The organism is Pontibacillus salicampi (genome assembly GCF_042434395.1).
Taxonomy (GTDB): domain Bacteria; phylum Bacillota; class Bacilli; order Bacillales; family BH030062; genus Pontibacillus; species Pontibacillus salicampi.
In genome coordinates, this window is sequence record NZ_JBHLTP010000013.1 from 503,811 (window position 1) to 522,210 (window position 18,400).

General features: G+C 43.2%; 20 protein-coding genes and 1 riboswitch. Of the genes, 19 read left to right on the top strand and 1 reads right to left on the bottom strand.

Going from position 1 to position 18,400, the window contains the following annotated elements; translation table 11 throughout:
- Positions 1-108 precede the first annotated feature (108 nt).
- The 7 genes from hprK to ACFFGV_RS17950 all read left to right on the top strand — a co-directional run bounded on the left by hprK (position 109) and on the right by ACFFGV_RS17950 (position 6,410).
- Positions 109-1,068, top strand: coding sequence for an HPr(Ser) kinase/phosphatase (gene hprK, locus ACFFGV_RS17920; protein ID WP_377350806.1), 960 nt, complete (start codon positions 109-111; stop codon positions 1,066-1,068).
- Positions 1,058-1,954, top strand: a complete 897-nt coding sequence (gene lgt / locus ACFFGV_RS17925; RefSeq protein ID WP_377350808.1) for a prolipoprotein diacylglyceryl transferase — start codon at positions 1,058-1,060, stop codon at positions 1,952-1,954. The genes hprK and lgt overlap by 11 nt, the downstream gene beginning before the upstream one ends.
- 11 nt (positions 1,955-1,965) lie before the next feature.
- Positions 1,966-2,922, top strand: a complete 957-nt coding sequence (locus tag ACFFGV_RS17930) for a nucleoside recognition domain-containing protein (protein WP_377350810.1) — start codon at positions 1,966-1,968, stop codon at positions 2,920-2,922.
- Positions 2,897-3,538 carry a pyrophosphatase PpaX gene (gene ppaX, locus ACFFGV_RS17935; RefSeq protein WP_377350812.1) on the top strand — a complete coding sequence of 214 codons (642 nt, stop codon included), beginning with the start codon at positions 2,897-2,899 and terminating at the stop codon, positions 3,536-3,538. Before ACFFGV_RS17930 ends, ppaX begins: the two co-directional genes overlap by 26 nt.
- A 4-nt stretch (positions 3,539-3,542) precedes the next feature.
- Positions 3,543-4,076, top strand: coding sequence for an acyltransferase (locus ACFFGV_RS17940; protein ID WP_377350814.1), 534 nt, complete (start codon positions 3,543-3,545; stop codon positions 4,074-4,076).
- Positions 4,077-4,321: 245 nt separating this feature from the next.
- Positions 4,322-4,699 (top strand): MerR family transcriptional regulator, encoded by a 378-nt coding sequence (locus tag ACFFGV_RS17945; protein ID WP_377350816.1) that lies wholly within the window; start codon positions 4,322-4,324, stop codon positions 4,697-4,699.
- A 40-nt stretch (positions 4,700-4,739) separates the two neighbouring features.
- Positions 4,740-6,410 carry an acyl-CoA dehydrogenase family protein gene (locus tag ACFFGV_RS17950; protein ID WP_377350818.1) on the top strand — a complete coding sequence of 557 codons (1,671 nt, stop codon included), beginning with the start codon at positions 4,740-4,742 and terminating at the stop codon, positions 6,408-6,410.
- Positions 6,411-6,586: 176 nt separating this feature from the next.
- On the opposite strand, the gene ACFFGV_RS17955 is transcribed toward ACFFGV_RS17950, so the two are convergent.
- The gene (locus tag ACFFGV_RS17955) at positions 6,587-7,525 is read right to left on the bottom strand and encodes a sensor domain-containing diguanylate cyclase (protein ID WP_377350819.1); all 939 of its coding nucleotides are present in this window, start codon (positions 7,523-7,525) and stop codon (positions 6,587-6,589) included.
- A 105-nt stretch (positions 7,526-7,630) separates the two neighbouring features.
- A riboswitch (cyclic di-GMP riboswitch) is annotated at positions 7,631-7,715 on the bottom strand.
- A 398-nt stretch (positions 7,716-8,113) separates the two neighbouring features.
- On the opposite strand from ACFFGV_RS17955, the gene ACFFGV_RS17960 reads away from it, so the two are divergent.
- The 12 genes from ACFFGV_RS17960 to rapZ all read left to right on the top strand — a co-directional run bounded on the left by ACFFGV_RS17960 (position 8,114) and on the right by rapZ (position 18,397).
- A complete protein-coding gene (locus ACFFGV_RS17960) occupies positions 8,114-9,295 on the top strand; it encodes an ATP phosphoribosyltransferase regulatory subunit (protein WP_377350822.1) in 1,182 nt (393 codons plus the stop codon).
- Positions 9,288-9,914: an ATP phosphoribosyltransferase gene (gene hisG, locus ACFFGV_RS17965; protein ID WP_377350824.1), complete on the top strand. Its 627-nt coding sequence runs from the start codon at positions 9,288-9,290 to the stop codon at positions 9,912-9,914. Before ACFFGV_RS17960 ends, hisG begins: the two co-directional genes overlap by 8 nt.
- A 20-nt stretch (positions 9,915-9,934) precedes the next feature.
- On the top strand, positions 9,935-11,209 hold the full coding sequence (hisD, locus tag ACFFGV_RS17970) for a histidinol dehydrogenase (protein WP_377350826.1): 1,275 nt from the start codon (positions 9,935-9,937) through the stop codon (positions 11,207-11,209).
- Positions 11,206-11,799 carry an imidazoleglycerol-phosphate dehydratase HisB gene (hisB, locus tag ACFFGV_RS17975; RefSeq protein WP_377350828.1) on the top strand — a complete coding sequence of 198 codons (594 nt, stop codon included), beginning with the start codon at positions 11,206-11,208 and terminating at the stop codon, positions 11,797-11,799. Before hisD ends, hisB begins: the two co-directional genes overlap by 4 nt.
- Before the next feature lies 1 nt (position 11,800).
- Complete coding sequence (gene hisH, locus ACFFGV_RS17980; protein ID WP_377350829.1) at positions 11,801-12,445, top strand: imidazole glycerol phosphate synthase subunit HisH; 645 nt, start codon at positions 11,801-11,803, stop codon at positions 12,443-12,445.
- Positions 12,442-13,176, top strand: coding sequence for a 1-(5-phosphoribosyl)-5-[(5-phosphoribosylamino)methylideneamino]imidazole-4-carboxamide isomerase (hisA, locus tag ACFFGV_RS17985; RefSeq protein ID WP_377350831.1), 735 nt, complete (start codon positions 12,442-12,444; stop codon positions 13,174-13,176). Before hisH ends, hisA begins: the two co-directional genes overlap by 4 nt.
- A complete protein-coding gene (gene hisF, locus ACFFGV_RS17990; protein WP_377350833.1) occupies positions 13,176-13,934 on the top strand; it encodes an imidazole glycerol phosphate synthase subunit HisF in 759 nt (252 codons plus the stop codon). Before hisA ends, hisF begins: the two co-directional genes overlap by 1 nt.
- Positions 13,931-14,560: a bifunctional phosphoribosyl-AMP cyclohydrolase/phosphoribosyl-ATP diphosphatase HisIE gene (hisIE, locus tag ACFFGV_RS17995; RefSeq protein WP_377350835.1), complete on the top strand. Its 630-nt coding sequence runs from the start codon at positions 13,931-13,933 to the stop codon at positions 14,558-14,560. Before hisF ends, hisIE begins: the two co-directional genes overlap by 4 nt.
- Positions 14,561-14,650: 90 nt before the next feature.
- Entirely contained in the window at positions 14,651-15,658 is a 1,008-nt protein-coding gene (locus tag ACFFGV_RS18000) for a tetratricopeptide repeat protein (RefSeq protein ID WP_377350837.1), read from the top strand.
- A gap of 95 nt (positions 15,659-15,753) precedes the next feature.
- On the top strand, positions 15,754-16,701 hold the full coding sequence (gene trxB / locus ACFFGV_RS18005; protein WP_377350839.1) for a thioredoxin-disulfide reductase: 948 nt from the start codon (positions 15,754-15,756) through the stop codon (positions 16,699-16,701).
- A 329-nt stretch (positions 16,702-17,030) separates the two neighbouring features.
- The gene (locus ACFFGV_RS18010) at positions 17,031-17,495 is read left to right on the top strand and encodes an NUDIX hydrolase (RefSeq protein WP_377350841.1); all 465 of its coding nucleotides are present in this window, start codon (positions 17,031-17,033) and stop codon (positions 17,493-17,495) included.
- A gap of 17 nt (positions 17,496-17,512) precedes the next feature.
- Positions 17,513-18,397 carry an RNase adapter RapZ gene (rapZ, locus tag ACFFGV_RS18015; RefSeq protein WP_377350843.1) on the top strand — a complete coding sequence of 295 codons (885 nt, stop codon included), beginning with the start codon at positions 17,513-17,515 and terminating at the stop codon, positions 18,395-18,397.
- Positions 18,398-18,400 lie beyond the last annotated feature (3 nt).

The following is an 18,400-nucleotide window of genomic DNA, read 5'->3' on the forward strand; positions in this document are numbered from 1 at the left end:
CAATCCGAGTTTTATATCAACAGATAATTGTAAAAAATGCTACAATAGAGGATGTTGAAAAAGTTCCTTTGTGATACAGAAGTGAATAAGATCAGGGGGCATACATACATGACGAAGGTACGTACACAAGATTTGTTAGATCAATTTAACTTAGAAATTGTAGCGGGAGAAGACGGTGTTCACCGTGAAATCTTCACAAGCGATATATCTCGCCCCGGTATGGAGATGGCCGGTTACTTTAAATATTATCCATCTGAACGTTTACAGCTGTTAGGAAAGACAGAGCTTTCCTTCTTCTTAGAGCTTTCAGATGAGGAAAAGCAGGACAGAGTGACCAAGCTATGCACGGACGTAACACCAGGTATTGTTATTACGAGGGGGATGGAGGTGCCGAAGCTGTTAATTAATGCAGCAAACGAAGCGGGTGTTCCTATTATGCGCTCCCCTCACAAAACGACTCGAGTGATTAGCAGGCTTACAAATTTCCTGGAAACTAAATTTGCTCCTTTCACAGCCATACATGGAGTATTAGTTGACATTTATGGTGTAGGTGTATTAATTACGGGACAAAGTGGAGTAGGGAAAAGTGAGACAGCTCTAGAGCTTGTTAAAAGAGGGCATCGACTCGTAGCTGATGACAGTGTTGAAATACGTCAGGAAGATTATGATACATTAATTGGAAACTCTCCTCCGTTAATCGAGCATCTGTTGGAAATACGAGGGCTTGGGATTATTAATGTGATGACTTTGTTTGGTGCGGGGTCGGTCCGAAACTTTAAGCGGATAACCATGGTCATCAATCTTGAGCTGTGGGATGAAAAGAAACAATATGATCGCCTTGGCTTAGAGGAAGAAATGATGAAGATTATGGATGTAGAAATACCAAAAGCAACCGTACCAGTGAGACCAGGGCGGAACCTGGCAGTCATTATTGAAGTAGCTGCAATGAATTTCCGTTTAAAACGGATGGGCATTAACGCCGCTGAGGAATTCTCAGAACGACTGACGAACATGATTGGTGAGAATACAAATGATCCATCTAAAGGAGGATTCCACGGTGAAGTATGACGCGGAGCCATTAAGCCGGGTACTTGTTGAGCTCGGTCCCTTAACTATTTATTGGTACGGAGTCATTATCGCCGTTGGGGCGTATTTAGGGCTTCTTCTAGCACTGAAGGAGTCGGAGCGACTCGGTTTGAAAAAGGATATATTTATAGATTTAGTCGTGTTTGCGATACCAATTTCCATCATTTCTGCAAGAATTTATTACGTTGTCTTTGAATGGGAAAGGTACGCAGGCAGACCCTTTATGGAGATTATTGCCATATGGGAGGGCGGCATTGCTATTCATGGTGCTATAATTGGTGCTGTGTTAACCGGCCTTGTCTTTGCAAGGGTTCGCAAGGTCTCCTTCTGGCAGCTTGTGGACATTGCTGCACCAAGTATTATTTTGGGTCAGGCTATCGGCCGCTGGGGAAATTTTATGAATCAGGAAGCTCATGGCGGACCTGTTACAGAAGAGTTTTATAACAATTTTATGCAATATTTACCTGATTTCATAGTCAATCAAATGGCAATAGGCGGAATTCTGTATCACCCAACCTTCTTATATGAATCTGTTTGGAATATACTCGGATTTATCTTCCTGCTGGTACTAAGAAGGTATAATCCTATGCGTGGTGAAGTGTTCTTAAGCTATGTAATTTGGTATTCCTTTGGACGTTATTTCATTGAGGGCATGCGTACAGACAGTCTATACATTATCGGCAATCTGCGTACTGCTCAGGTTATTTCCATCGTGTTAATTCTTTGGGCGGTTGGTACTATTATTTATCGCCGTTACTTTAACAAAGTACAAACAAGATACAACGGTTCTGATTTACTAGGCAATATGCCAAAGCAGAAGAGCCATAACCAAAAGAAAAAGAGTACTAGTAAAAAGAAGAAAAAGTGAGGGGGATTAACTTGCCTGGTGTAGTAAGCAGAGGTTTGCAACAAGGATTAAACTTAACATGGACACTTGGTAAAGTCATTTTTCCTGTCACCTTTATCGTAACTATTTTACGGGCTACACCAGTGTTACAGTGGATAATGGAATGGATTTCCCCGTTCATGAGATGGATAGGGTTATCGGGTGAAGCAGCCATCCCGCTCGTGCTCGGTAACTTTTTAAATCTTTATGCGGGTATAGCAGCAATCGTGTCCTTTGATTTTACAGTGAAGGAAGTATTCATTTTAGCGGTTATGCTCTCGTTTTCCCACAACCTTCTTATAGAATCTACGGTGGCATCAAAAGTAGGGGTGAGCTGGTGGTTTATAGCTGGCTTGAGGCTTTCACTTGCCTTTATATCGGCTGTAGTCATTAATCTTGTCTGGGACGGCGGCTCACAAATGGCGCAATATGGAATGATTGCTCAAAGTGAGACCCCAGAAGGCTGGCTCTTGATAGCCTGGAGCGGGATACAGACTGCTTTTATCGCAGTGCTTCAACTAGCCTTAATAGTTATTCCGCTCATGATAGTGATGCAATGGCTGAGAGAGAATCATTGGATAGACCGTTTTTCCCGCTGGTTTGCACCATTTACTCGTCTCCTAGGTGTAGAACGCAATGCCTCTACCACATTAGTAGCTGGCCTAACGATAGGTCTGGCGTATGGGGCAGGTCTTATGATACAAGCGGTGAAAGAAGACGGTGTTTCTAAAAAGGACATGTATCTGTCTCTTATTTTCCTTGTCTCCTGTCATGCTGTAGTGGAGGACACCCTTATCTTTATCCCGCTTGGAATTCCAGTGTGGCCACTGTTATTAATTCGACTCATTACAGCCATACTATTAACAGCTATCATCGGTTTTATATGGAATCGAATGAATACCTCAAAAGGAAAGGAAGCAGCATATGACCATTCGTACCCTCCTCTTTGATTTAGATGGAACATTAATTAATACAAACGAGCTCATTATCGCTTCGTTTTTGCATACTACTAATCAATACGCTCCTGGTAAGTATGAACGCGAGGATATATTACAATTTATAGGACCTCCATTAGAGGAAAGCCTCCGTAAGATCAACGATAAAGCAGACGTGGAAGAAATGATTAACACCTATCGTACCCACAACCACGAGCATCACGACGAGCTGGTAGAAGCTTATGATGGCGTAGTAGAAACGTTAGACAAGCTGAAGGAAGCAGGATTTAAACTCGGGATTGTGACGACCAAGATGAGGCAGACGGTGGATATGGGTCTTGCCCTAACGAAAATCGCAGACCATTTCGACACCATTGTGACCCTGGACGATGTTACTCACGCCAAGCCTGATCCTGAACCAGTGCAAATGGCCATGGCCCATTTGGGTGCTGCGCCTGAAGAAACCATCATGGTCGGTGACAACACGCATGATATTGAATCCGGACAAAACGCTGGAACGAAAACAGCAGGAGTAGCCTGGACCATAAAAGGGCGTCAGGTACTGGAAGATCTCCATCCAGATTATATGCTCGAGCATATGAGTGACATATTGAAGATTGTTATGGAGTGATTGGATGCGAAAGACCGAACGTCATCGGGTGGCTGAGCATAACTCGCTCTGGCATATTTACAAGACTGTTCCATTTTGGAAGGTAGTCAAAAATTTTACCATCATCCAAATGGCACGCTACACCCCCTTTTTACCAATGAAAAATTGGCTGTATCGTACGTTTTTACGAATGAAAGTAGGGGAGCATACAGCGTTTGCTCTTATGGTCATGCTCGATATTATGTTTCCGGAAAAAATTACGGTCGGCCGTAATACCGTTATCGGATATAATACCACGATATTAGCCCATGAATATCTAATTAAGGAATATCGGCTTGGAGAGGTGATCATTGGGGACGAGGTTCTCATTGGAGCAAATACTACGATATTACCCGGTGTTACGATTGGAGATGGGGCCATCGTTTCAGCGGGAACGTTGGTCCATAAAAACGTTCCCGCTGGAAGCTTCGTTGGCGGTAATCCAATGCAGGTCATTTATACACCGGAAGAAATGGAGCAGCGAAATAGTACCGATGAGTTTTGGAAGGACAGTCTATAGGGCTGTTCTTTTTTAATTGGCTTTTTCACCTTCGTGAATGATTTTTCTGCGATGTCTCAAATCAATCATCTGTTGAGAAGAGATCAATTGGCACTAATATGTTGCAGCACCATCACGTTTATAGTGAACAACACCTCTTTCAAACGGGAAAAAATTTGCTCCATCATGAAATTAGCTTGAACTTGACGTTAACGTAAATGGTAAACTAAATATGACTGAATATTAAGAAAAAAGGAGTCGAGCTTATGGGCGAGTGGTCCATTTCAGAGCTAGCAGAGGAGTTTGTCATTAGTACTCGTACCATTCGATACTATGAAGAACTCGGCCTTTTGGCTCCGAAACGATCCAACTCTGGTCACCGCATCTATAGTAAAAAGGAACGAACGAGATTAATGCTTATCTTCCGCGGAAAAAAGTATGGATTTACCCTCCAGGAAATTAGAGAAATGGTCCAGCTATTTGACAAGGACCCTTCTGGAGTAAAGCAGCTAGAAAAGACCATTGAGTATGGAGAGGTAAAAGTAAGGGAGGTGTCGGATAGAATTCAAGACCTAACAGACATGAAGCAAGAAATGGAGCAGGTATTGGATCAGCTACGTGAAAAGCTTCATTCATTACAATAGTGGATAGCATGTCAGCCATATTATGTGGAGGAGGAGTCATATGAACTTGTTTCTAGAGGATCCAAATCTTGACTTTATACTAGAGCAGTATATGGATAAGGAGTTTATGGATTGGGCTAGGCAGGAGCTAGAGGAATATGGGGAGCTGTGTGGAGGAGAAATTGATGAACGTGCTGCCCATACGGACCGGGAAGGACAGCCACGACTCATTAAGTACGACAAGATGGGGAATGATGTTTCGTATGTGTGGGTAAATGAGGGCTATAAGCAAACCGTTCGCCAAACTTATGATAGAGGAATTGTTGGCTATGTGCACAAGCCGATTCCTGCTTTAGGGAGAAAAGGCTCTTATCTATATTCCTATGCTCAGGGTTATTTGTTATCACAAGCAGAGCCAGGGTTTTATTGTCCTGTGACCTTAACTATGGCGACTGCTTATTTGCTTGATCATTACGGTGATGAGATGATCAGGGAGCATTATTTGCCCCATGTACTGTCTACAGGCAATACTGACTTATATGAAGGGGCAACGTTTTTGACCGAACGGCAAGGTGGATCTGATGTAGGAGCTAACGAAACGAAGGCTGTTCAGGATGGTAATGGCTATCGTCTCTATGGGGAGAAATATTTTGCTAGTAATGCCGGTACGTGCGGGGTAGCAATGGTGCTTGCACGAACGGAGGGAGCCAAGAAGGGAACGAAAGGGCTCAGCTTATTTCTTGTACCATGGAAGGAGCAGGGGCAAACAGCAGAGGGGATTTCTATTAGAAGATTGAAGGATAAATTAGGCGTAAGAGCAGTTCCTTCTGCGGAGGTAGAATTTGAAGGCGCCAGGGCTTATATGGTCGGGGAGCCGGAGAAAGGTATTTATTATATGATGGAAGCGCTTAACTTGTCTCGCATTTGTAATGCTGTTGCTTCACTTGGTATTATGCAGCGCGCTTACTTGGAAGCTCATCAGTATGCCTATGAACGATTCACATTTGGAAGGTATCTAAAGGATTTTCCTATGGTACAGGATACGTTAACTAAGCTGAAGGCAAAGCAAGAAGTGGAATTGAGCAGCGTTTTTCGACTAGTTCATCTGTTTGATGAATGGGTTCAGCACAAGGAAGGTGTTTCGAAGGAAGATGTAGTGTTTCAGCGTCTCCTCATTGCTATTTTGAAGAAGGAATCTGCAGAACAGGCGATTCATTTTTGTCACGAAAGCATAGAAATGCACGGTGGAAATGGGTATATAGAGGATTTTGTCATGGCACGTCTTTTACGAGATGCTCAAGTATTGACCGTATGGGAGGGGACGGCAAATATACTAGGGCTCGAGGTATTAAAGCTAATAAGAAACTTTCAAGTTGATCACATCTTTCTCCGGAGGATGCATTCTAGTGTACATGATTTGTCTAAAGCATTTCCGAAAGAAACGACTCTTCTCAAAGAAAAGCTGAAGCAATTAGAAGAGGATCTGAATAAAGTGAAACAATTAGATGAAGAGCAGCAGACGTTTTATGCAAAAGCAGTGGCGGATAAGATGTGCGCTATGTTTGAAAGTGTGGTGGCGTTAGAAGATGCGAACAAAGGAGGGGACCGAAAATACGCCGTTGCGAAAGTATTCCTGCACAACACATGGAAGCAGGAGGATTTCGACGGGGAGCTATTGACTCTCCGATATTTCGAGCAAATTGTAGAACGGAAAATTCATTCTCCTATTTAATAGAAAGGCTATGCAGCTGCATAGCCTTTCTATTAGTAGCTCTATGAATGCTTGTTATTGTCACATTGAATCATAATTGTTGAGAATGTGATATGAAACAATGGTGGTTTTCCACTTCTTGTCTCCCCATGACACGAATCTATCTCCCTTTACTATTTGTTTCCAATAGATTCATGTTATACATGCATTCTTTTCTTCTTTTTATCCTTGTACATATGGTGGTCGGCATCGATATATAATTGGTCCATTTTGTTTCGGGAAGAAAGGCTATAAGCGTAGCCTACTGATATTTCTAAACCGGTTCTAGCTGTGGAGACGGCAGACTTAATACTTGTAACGATTTGCTCTATCTCATTTTCTGTCAGATTAGTAGCCAGCAGCGCAAACTCATCGCCACCAATGCGACAGACCTTTATATGAGGCTTTGCATAATTGTGTAGCAGGGAGGCAGCTTCTTGAATAAGCTGATCTCCTTTTTTGTGCCCCTCTGTGTCGTTTACATATTTGAGGTTATCAAGGTCGCAAAGTATGATGGCCGCGCTTTGGTCGGAATCTTCACTTTGCTTCATCTGGGATTCGAAATAGTCTCGATTATGAACACCTGTCAGACTATCGTGTGTAATTTGGTATTCTAGTCGATGCTGGAGTATTACTTTGTCGTGAATGTTACGAATCACACCTTGAATTGCAACAAAGCTCCCCTTCTCATATATAGGGGTTGCATGCTCCTCAAACCAGATGTATTCTCCTTCTTCATTACGCCAGCGTTGAAGAATTGGTTGACTATAATCTAAATCCCCGCGCAATTTTTGTTGGATAATGGGCATATCATCAGGGTGAGTTAATTCAAGTATTGACAAAGGGTCCTCCATAGATTTTTGATGTACATCTGGCCCTAGTACATCATCGATAGAAGGACTTAGATACATATAGGAGAAATCAGGTTCTACCTTACAATAATAAAGGATGTCCTTGGCATTCTCGATTAAATGAAAGATTCGGTCTTCCTGATCTTGCTTCTCCTGGAGCTTCCGCCTTATCTTTACAGTGTACATAACCTTATACCCCATACCACCTAGCATACATCCAATGATTAACCACACCATCATTTTCATCGTGCCACCCTCTTATATCATTTCCCTGCCTGTGACCTATCATTTTATATACACAAAAAAACAGACCATTCGAAACCGATAGGTCTGTTCGGAACAAACGCTCATACCGGCAGCCCGACTGCCATAGGGTTACTCCGTTAGGCTCGTAGCTTTGCGTCCTTATCTTTCAATAAGTTTGCCATTATCGTGTTATGCTGCAGATTTATTATAATGGAACTAGTTCTAAATACCAATGCGTTCGACATAAAAAGTCAAAAAATATAGTCTTATATACCTATACCCTTTCTTTAAGATGTATAATCCTAAACGGTACAACAATTGCCATTTAGAAAGGGTTGGGTAAACTTCATGTAGTTACAGCGATTTAGATTTCCTAATGAGGGAATATAAAGAAATGGATTCCTCACATTATGTAAGCTGCCCTTGTGTAAGGAAGGTTTCCTAGTTTCCGTATAGAAAGAGTAGGACGATGTTGGAATAAGAAGGATATCCGTTGACGATGTATCTTTAATTTGGTAGCATATTAGCAAGTTAAAGGATTGCGAATTGTTAATACGATTAATTTGAATAAGAGAGGTGCAATGTATCGTGGCAAATCGACTTATGTTCGAAAAACCATTAGGCATGCGGGATACGCTGCCTTTTTTCTATAATCAGACACGTCAGGCAAGACAGGCTCTTTCCGAAACGATAGAATCATGGGGGTACCAGTTCCTGGATACACCTATGGTGGAGTATCTGGACACGGTTGGAGAAGCAAGTGCTATTGATGAAACTCAGTTATTTAAATTGTTGGATCGCCAAGGACATACGTTGGTGTTACGCCCCGATTTAACAGCACCAATTGCCAGAGTAGCAGCATCTCAATTAAAGGAAAAAGGGTATCCACTCCGTTTGAGCTATGATGGGCCTGTGTTTCGGGCTCAGCAAATAGAAGGTGGCAAGCCTGCTCAATTTGAACAGGTCGGGGTGGAATACATAGGAGAGAACTCTGTGTATGCCGACGCTGAGGTCATTGCTCTACAGGTGGAGACATTAAAATCGGCAGGATTGGAAAACTTCCAATTGACTGTCGGGCATATTGGTTATGTGAAAGGCTTACTTAAAGAAATCTTTCAAGAAGATACGGAGACTTCAGAACGATTTCTTCGTTACTTGTTCCGCAAGAACTACGTCGGCTATCGTAAAGAGCTGGAACAGGTAAACCTGTCCGATAAGGATAAAAATCGTTTACACCAATTACTTTCCATGCGTGGTCAAGAGAATGTGCTGGAATCAGCAGAAGAAATTACGACAAATGGTGCGTGTCATGAAGCAATTGGAGAATTAAGACAGCTGCTTCATTTACTGGAAACGTACGGGGTTAGTAAGTATATTTCCTTTGACCTGAACTTGATCAGCCATATGCACTATTATACCGGTATTCTGTTTGAAGGCTATGCGCCTCATCTCGGCTCTCTTCTATGCAACGGCGGCCGATATGATCAACTGCTGCCGTCTTTTCAATCAGAGGCTTCAGCTACTGGCTTTGCTATTCGTCTCGATCGTTTAGTAGAAGCGCTATCTGCTACAGAGGACCAGGAAGAATATATTTTAGTTTTATACGATAGCGACACATTCGCAAAGGGATTAAAGGAAGCTCAATCCGCCCGAAGCGAAGGTGCAAAGGTCGTACTTCAGAAAAAGGACCAGCTAGAAAACAGAGAGCAAATTGGAGAACGTTTTACGAATGTAATCGATGTATGTGCGGGAGGTGCCTCTCATGAATGAATGGCTGACGATAGCGATGCCTAAAGGGAGAATATTTGAAGAAGCGGCGGAACTATTGAAGAAGATAGGTTATGATTTTACAAATGTAGAAGATTCAAGGAAACTAATATTAGAATTTCCCGAATACAAAGTTCGGCTTATGCTGGCCAAACCGATGGATGTTGTGACCTATGTAGAGTACGGTGCTGCCGATTGCGGTATTGCAGGGAAGGATGTGCTGCTGGAACAGGATAGAGATGTCTATGAAGTACTCGATTTACACATCAGCCCGTGCTATTTAGCTGTAGCAGGCTTACCGGATAAACCGCTTAGCAAAATAGCACCGAAGATTGCCACTAAGTATCCTCGAGTTGCATCGGAGTATTTTCGCGAGCAGGGAGAGCAGATTGAAATCATTCCCTTGAACGGCTCGATCGAGTTAGCTCCGCTTATCGGTCTTACGGATCGCATTGTAGATATAGTCTCATCTGGCAGGACATTGAAGGAAAATGGACTTGTAGAATATGAGAAAATTACCGATATCACCTCACGTTTCATTGTAAATCCGGTAAGCTACCGAATTAAAAGCCAGCGACTTGATGCCATTATTGAAGATTTGAGTAAGCAAGTTGCGATCTAACTATAAGGAGGTCTCTTGTCATGAAAATACTCACGCCGAATGAGCTCGCTTCCATCGAACGAAGTGTGGATAGTGGTACAAAGGAGCAGCAGCAAATCGTGCAATCGATTATTGCTGATGTGAGGGAAAGAGGAGATGAGGCATTACTCGAATACACGAAGCAGCTAGATGGTGCCTCATTACAGCAATTACGAGTGACACAAGAGGAGTTTGTGGAAGCTCGGCAAAGCATGCAGCAATATGACATAGATATTTTACAAGAAGCAGCTCTTAACATTCGTCGCTTCCATGAAAAACAACAACGTCCCTCCTGGTTTGATACTCAAAAAGATGGGACCATGCTCGGTCAAAAGGTAACGCCATTAAGCGCGGTGGGAGTGTACGTTCCTGGTGGTACAGCAGCATATCCTTCCTCTGTATTTATGAACGTTCTTCCTGCTGTTGTAGCTGGTGTAGAACGTATCGTAATGGTCTCTCCAGCTTCTAAAGAAGGTACACTCCCTGCTGAAGTACTAGTAGCAGCAGAAATCGCAGGAGTAGAAGAAATATATAAATTAGGCGGAGCTCAGGCTGTCGCTGGTTTGGCTTATGGTACGGAAAGCGTTCCCGCTGTTGATAAAATCGTCGGACCAGGTAATGTATTTGTAGCACTTGCCAAGCGTGCGGTATATGGGGATGTTGATATTGACATGGTAGCTGGGCCAAGCGAGATCGTAGTGCTGGCTGATGATACGGCAAGAGCTTCCGATGTAGCGGCTGATTTGCTATCTCAGGCAGAGCATGACGAGCGTTCCTCCAGCATTCTCGTTACTACTTCTCTACAAGTTGCTAATAAGGTAAGAGAAGAAGTCGATAAACAGCTGGAAACTCTCCCAAGAAGGGCTATCGCTGCAAAAAGTGTGGAAGACTATGGCGGCATCATCCTTTGTAATAGTATGGAAAGTGCAATAGATGTGGTTAACTCTATCGCTCCTGAACATTTGGAGGTCATGGTGGAGGAGCCAATGAGTTTAGTTGGCAGCATTAAGCATGCAGGTGCCATTTTCCTCGGAAGATATAGCGCTGAGCCGGTTGGAGACTATTTTGCCGGGCCTAATCATGTACTGCCGACGAGTGGTACAGCGCGATTTTCCAGCCCTCTCAATGTAGATGATTTTGTGAAAAAGTCCAGTGTAATCTATTATAGCAAGCAAGCTTTGGAAACGAATGGCGACAAAATTGCTCGATTTGCTCGCTTAGAGGGCTTAGAAGGTCATGCTAGAGCAATAGAACAGCGAAAGGACGATTCCCAATGAAGGACAGCCGTACCAGTAATAAAGAACGCAAAACAGGTGAAACGAGCATTGCACTTCAATTAGATGTCGATGGCAGCGGCAGTGCAAGCATTGATACACAAGTACCCTTCATGACACACATGCTCGAATTGTTTACAAAACACGGGTTTTTCGATCTATCCATTAAAGGGGAGGGAGACGTAGAGGTAGACGATCATCACCTTACAGAGGATATAGGAATTGTACTGGGACAAGCGTTGCGCGAAGCGGTTGGGGATAAACAAGGTATTCGTCGCTACGGTTCTGCTACTATCCCTATGGATGAAACGCTCGTTACCGTAGCAGTCGACTTGAGTGATCGGCCACACCTGGAATGGAAAGCAGAGCTCCCGGCAGCGAAGGTAGGGACGTTCGATACGGAGAATGTCCATGAATTTTTCTGGAAGCTGGCACTAGAGGCAAGAATGAATTTACATATTGTGGTTCACCACGGGTGTAATACTCATCACATTATTGAAGGGATGTTTAAGGCAACAGCTCGTGCCTTGGACGAAGCAACATCTATAGACCCTCGCATCCAAGGGATTATGTCAACGAAAGGAAGTCTGTAGCATGATTGGGATTATTGATTATGGCATGGGAAATCTGTTCAGTGTATCTAAGGCACTGGAACGGTTGGGCGTTCCTTATACACTATCTCATTCCCCTCAAGAATTAGAGAAGTGTCAAGGGCTTATCCTTCCAGGTGTTGGGGCATTTCCAGATGCAATGAAGGCACTGAACAAAACTGGAATGAAGCAATATATCCTAAATAAGGTAGAGGAAGGTATTCCTTTACTAGGTATATGTCTAGGCATGCAGCTTCTCTTTGATGAAAGTGAAGAGAATGGTACAACGGAAGGGTTGCAGCTGCTCCCAGGCCGGGTTGTTCGATTCGCAGGTAAAGATGCTGCTGGTCATGCATACAAAATTCCACATATGGGGTGGAATGAGCTGCAGCATCTTCAGCCAGAAGCGAAGCTATTGTCCAAAATGGATGGCGGGTATGTCTATTTTGTCCATTCCTATTATGTAGACACACCGGATAAGCATGTAGTGCTAGCAAGCGCTCAGTATGAAACAGAGGTTCCGGCGGTTGTAGGGAAGGGAAATGTGTACGGTGCGCAATTCCATCCTGAAAAAAGCAGTACAACTGGCATGAAGATTCTTGAGAATTTCTGCAATGTAGTTCGTGATCAGGAAGGAGTGGAAAGATGAGTACCTTTACGATATATCCAGCTATTGATATGAAGGAAGGGAAGTGTGTCCGTCTGCTACAGGGGGACTTTGATAAGGAGACTGTATATGGTGACTCCCCTTTTGAAGTGGCAAAGGAATTTGTCGCAAACGGTGCAGAATGGATTCACATGGTAGATTTAGATGGTGCCCGAGATGGGAACCGTGCTAATGCAGAGCATGTAGTAAGAGTGGCGAAAGAGCTAGATGTAAAGGTGCAGATGGGAGGCGGGATTCGTAGTCGCTCGGACGTAGAATATTATCTGGAGCGAGGAGTGGACCGTGTCATCATTGGTAGTTTAGCCATCGCTGATCCTGAGCTGACCAAGGAGCTTGTAGCACATTATGGAGAGCGAATCGCTATTGGATTGGACGCAAGGGATGGATTTGCTGCTACAGAAGGCTGGCTGAACAAATCGGACAAAAAGGCTACTGAGGTAGGAAAGTATTTCGCTGATGCTGGAGTAGAAACATTTGTGTACACAGACATTGCTAAAGATGGAATGATGAATGGTCCGAATACGGAGTCTATCGTAGAGATGGCAGAGATTACTGGAAAGAATGTAATTGCTTCCGGCGGGGTATCAAAGCTCAGTGATTTACAAGATTTAAAACAGTATGCTGACCGTAATGTAGCGGGAGCCATCGTTGGCAAAGCTATTTATACGAAGGAGATTCGCTTACAGGAAGCCATTCAAGAGGTGAGTCAGTAATGCTTACAAAGCGGATTATTCCTTGTTTGGATGTAAAAGACGGCCGAGTGGTGAAAGGGATTCAATTTTTAGAGCTCCGAGATGCTGGCGACCCTGTGGAGTTAGCAACCATTTATGATGAACAAGGTGCAGATGAACTTGTATTCTTAGACATCTCTGCTACACACGAAGGTCGAAAAACGATGATAGAAGTCGTTCGGGAGGTTGCTGCCACATTAGCTATTCCTTTCACAGTAGGTGGGGGAATCGGATCTCTTGAGGACATGAGAGCTATTCTGCGAGCAGGAGCTGACAAAGTTTCTTTAAACTCTGCTGCTGTGCGTCAACCGGAGCTCATCACAGAAGGGGCACGTTATTTTGGGTCTCAATGTATGGTGGTTGCCATCGATGCGAAATATGACCATGACCTTGGATCCTGGCGTGTGTACACACATGGTGGTCGAAAAAGTACAGAGCTCGAGGTATTAAAATGGGCTAGACAGGTAGAAGAGCTTGGGGCAGGTGAATTACTGCTGACTAGTATGGACAAGGACGGAGAAAAAACTGGATTTGATTTAGCATTACTGCAAGCAGTGCAGCAAGTAGTCAGCATACCTGTTATCGCTTCAGGTGGTGCTGGAGATGCCAGTCATTTTGTGGATGCATTTCAGGATGCAGAGGCGGACGCAGCTTTAGCGGCCTCTATTTTTCATTATAAGGAAACATCTGTAGCTAACGTAAAGGACATATTGAGACAGAACGGGGTGCATGTACGATGAATATGGAAGAAATTCAATTTGATGAGCAGGGGCTGGTTCCAGCTATCATCCAGGACGCAGTAAGTAAGGAAGTTCTGACCCTTGCTTATATGAATAAAGAAGCGGTCACGAAATCCTTAGAGTTGGGAGAAACAGTACTATATAGTCGCTCCCGCCAGGAGCTGTGGCACAAAGGGGCTACTTCTGGGAATACACAAACCATTAGAACCATGAAATATGATTGCGATCAGGACGCTGTTCTCGTACAAGTAGTACCCAATGGACCAGCTTGCCATAAGGGAGATTACAGCTGCTTTTCTACTACATTTTACGGTAAGGATATAGAAGCAAAAGAACACCGTTATCGTATTTTAGATGAATTACAGGAAACACTTGCTGAACGAAAGGCTACCCTGCCGCAAGATTCGTACACGTCAGATATGTTCCAAAATGGTGTGGACCGTATCGCCAAGAAAGTAACAGAAGAAGCAGGGGAGGTTATTATCGCTGCTAAAAACAATGACCATGAGGAATTAACGTGGGAAACAGCTGACCTTCTTTTTCATACCATGCTATTACTGACAGAGAGAGGACTTCCGTTAGACAACGTGCTGCATGCACTCGAGGAACGTCATCGTAAAAAGTAAAAGAGAGTTTGGATAAAGCCGTAACATGGTGTATAATGCCCTGTGGATATATATTTTTTGAAACGGAGCGGTTCAAAGAGGAGGACCTATATGCAGAACTCCACGAAAAGTTCACGGGGAGCTATGCATCCAAACGTAATTCCTTTCACACCAGAAGGGGATTTTTACTTTTCACAAGGGGTGCGAGCTTTTCAACGGAGAGAATTTGAAAAGGCTATTAAATGGCTGACGAGAGCAATAGAATTTTCTCCAAAGCAGCCTCTATACCAATGTCAGCTATCTGTCGTTCATACAGAAACAGGGAATTATCATTCCGCTAACCAAGTACTGATGAATGTATTGGCAGAGTTTGGACATGAGTATGTAGACTGTTATTATTTGATTGCAAACAATTATGCTCATTTAGGGCTCTTTCACGATGCGAAGAAATATGCCAGGGACTATTTACAAAAGGCTCCAGAGGGCGATTTTAAAGATGAAGCACAAGAGCTGTTAAATATGGTAGATATAGAGGATGAAGATGAGGAAGAGTTTTGGGAGGAAGAGGACGAACTGATGCGCTATCAGGAATCTGCGTTCTATTACATGGAACGGCAGGAATGGCAAGAAGCACTTCCACTTCTCGAGGAGATGAGTCGTTTATTTCCAGATTATGTATCAGCCAAGCACGATTATGCTACAGCGTTGTTCTTTTCTGGCGAACGCTTAGAAGCGATAGAACTGGAGGAACAATGGAAGAAGGAACACCCATCTTCCTTACACTCAGTATGTAACCTTGCTATTTTCTATCATCATGCCGGCAAAAAAGAAAAGGCTGCGGAGCACATACATGCATTGGAAAATGTGTATCCTATAAACGAACAGCAGCAGCTGAAGGTGGCGGTCACATTAGCACAAGTTGGCTGTTATACCTCGGCACATGAGCGTTTTATTGGTTTACCAAAGGCAAGGTTAAAAGGGCACTTATCTTATTATAAATGGTTTAGTATTACTGCCTATCATATGGGTGAACCCTCTCGTGCCCTTCGTTTATGGGAGGAAGGCTGTCTAAGGCATCCGAGCTTGTCCGAGCAAGGTGGACCATGGCAGGATTCATAATACCTGTGTGAGCATTTCAATAGACGTAAAATGTATGATTTTATACGATTAACACATAGACAAAACAGCAAGAAATGAAAAAGGGGTTGAGGGTAGTGACAGAGGATCGTATTTATGACGTAATCATTGCAGGCGCAGGCCCAGCTGGTATGACAGCAGCCGTGTATGCGTCACGTGCTAATTTAGACACACTTATGATTGAACGAGGAATTCCAGGTGGACAAATGGCAAACACAGAAGATGTGGAAAACTATCCAGGATATGAGCATATTCTTGGACCGGATCTTTCCAACAAGATGTTTGACCATGCAAAGAAATTTGGAGCAGAGTATGCTTATGGTGACATTAAAGAGGTTATTGACGGTAAGGAATATAAAACCGTTAAAGCAGGAAACAAAGAATTTAAAGCCCGTTCCATTATAATTGGAACAGGTGCTAAATATAAAGAGCTTGGCGTACCAGGCGAGAAAGAACTAGGCGGCCGTGGGGTTTCCTACTGTGCGGTTTGTGATGGGGCTTTCTTTAAGAACAAAGAGCTAGTTGTAATAGGTGGCGGTGACTCTGCAGTAGAAGAGGGCGTTTACCTAACTCGTTTCGCTGAGAAGGTTACTATCGTACACCGTCGGGATCAGCTGCGCGCTCAGCAAATCCTGCAGGAACGAGCTTTTGATAATGATAAGATTGACTTCATCTGGAATACAGAAGCGAAAACCATCAATGAGAAAGACGGTAAAGTAGGAAGCGTAACACTCGTGAACAACGAAACGGGTGAAGAGTATGATAAGCCAATTGACGGTGTATTTATCTATATCGGACTAATTCCATTAAGCGATCCTTTCGTTTCTCTTGGTATCACGAATGAGAATGGCTATATTGAAACAAATGAAAAAATGGAAACGAAAATTCCTGGTATCTTTGCAGCAGGTGACATTCGTGAAAAAGAATTGCGCCAAATCGTAACAGCAACTGGTGATGGCAGTATTGCTTCCCAATCTGCTCAGCATTATATCGAGAACTTATTAGAAGAAATCGGAGTAGAGTAAACGCTGTCTCACAGGGGATGTAAGATACAATTTGTCTTTAATAGGACGTAATTGCATTTTAATTCTGCTGTAACACGCATGAAATAATTATGGGGTATAATATAATTAACTAATTGACCCCCTTTTAATATATTTGGCACAGGCTGCTTCCGGTGGCCTGTGCATTTTTTTGTTTAATCCTACATCATGTCCTTTTTCAAGGTATCTTGTATAGTGAATAAGGGCTTTCTGACGAGTTAGATTGTTCGTTTACCATCCATTGTAGGATATTATTGGGCATAGTATAATAGATTAGAGTACCTCTTCTGACATTAATTGAGGTGAATAAATTGCAGCGTGTGACAAATTGTATTTTAAATCATAATGGCAAGATGTTGATGTTACAAAAACCTCGGAGAGGCTGGTATGTAGCACCAGGCGGGAAAATGGAGCTTGGCGAGCATGTAAAGCAAGCTGCCCAGCGTGAATTTTTCGAGGAAACAGGACTTACGTTACAGGAGCCAGAACTAAGAGGTGTGTTTACCTTCGTCATCAAGCATGAGGACGAAGTGGTACAGGAATGGATGATGTTTACGTTCTATTGTGAGCAGTACACAGGACAGTTGCTGGAACAAAGCCCAGAGGGAGCATTAGAGTGGGTAGACATGGCAGATGTCCTGCACAAGCCGATGGCTGAAGGAGATAGGTACTATATGCAGCATATAAGCTCTTCTGAGCGAATTATATACGGCACATTTACCTATACACCAGATTTTCAGCTACTAGACGTTAAGCTTGATCCTGATAGCCCATAATGAAGGAGCGATGGAACATGGTTAATCATTCAGAGGAAACGCAGCTCGTTATCATTACAGGAATGTCCGGTGCAGGAAAAACAGTAGCAGTCCAAAGCTTTGAAGATTTAGGTTTCTTTTGTGTGGATAATCTGCCGCCGGCATTGCTCCCTAAGTTCTTAGAATTAATGAAGGATCCAAAGCATAATATACAAAAAGTTGCCCTTGTGATGGACTTAAGAGGAAGGGAATTTTTTGATTCATTATTTGAAGCGTTAGACCAATTATCTAAAGAAGATTGGTTATCTGAGCATATACTATTCCTGGATGCTGAAAACCAGTCCTTAGTTTCTCGGTACAAGGAAACTCGCCGTTCCCATCCGCTAGCACCAGAAGGCTTACCGCTAGAAGGTATTGAACAGGAAAGAAATATGCTGGATGAGCTGAGAGGACGGGCTCAGAATATTATTGATACAACCGATTTGAAGCCTCGTGAGCTCCGGGAGCGTATATTAGCTTCTTACTCAGAGAAGACACAGCAGGTATTCTCTGTCCAAGTTGTCTCCTTTGGCTTCAAGTATGGTCTTCCGATCGACTCGGACCTAGTATTTGACGTGAGATTCCTACCCAACCCGCACTATGTGGAGCAAATGCGCCCACTGACAGGATTAACGAATGAGGTATCATCCTATGTATTTAAATGGACCGAAACGCAGAATTTCATGGAAAAACTTTTAGATTTACTAGGGACTATGCTTCCTCAATATAAGCGGGAAGGCAAAAGCCAGCTTGTCGTTTCGATTGGATGCACGGGAGGTCAGCATAGATCTGTTGCAATTGCCGAACATATTGCTAAGCACTTCTCCAAAGACTATGTAACCCATGTAACCCATCGGGATATAGACAAAAGAAAGGGAAAATAGCGT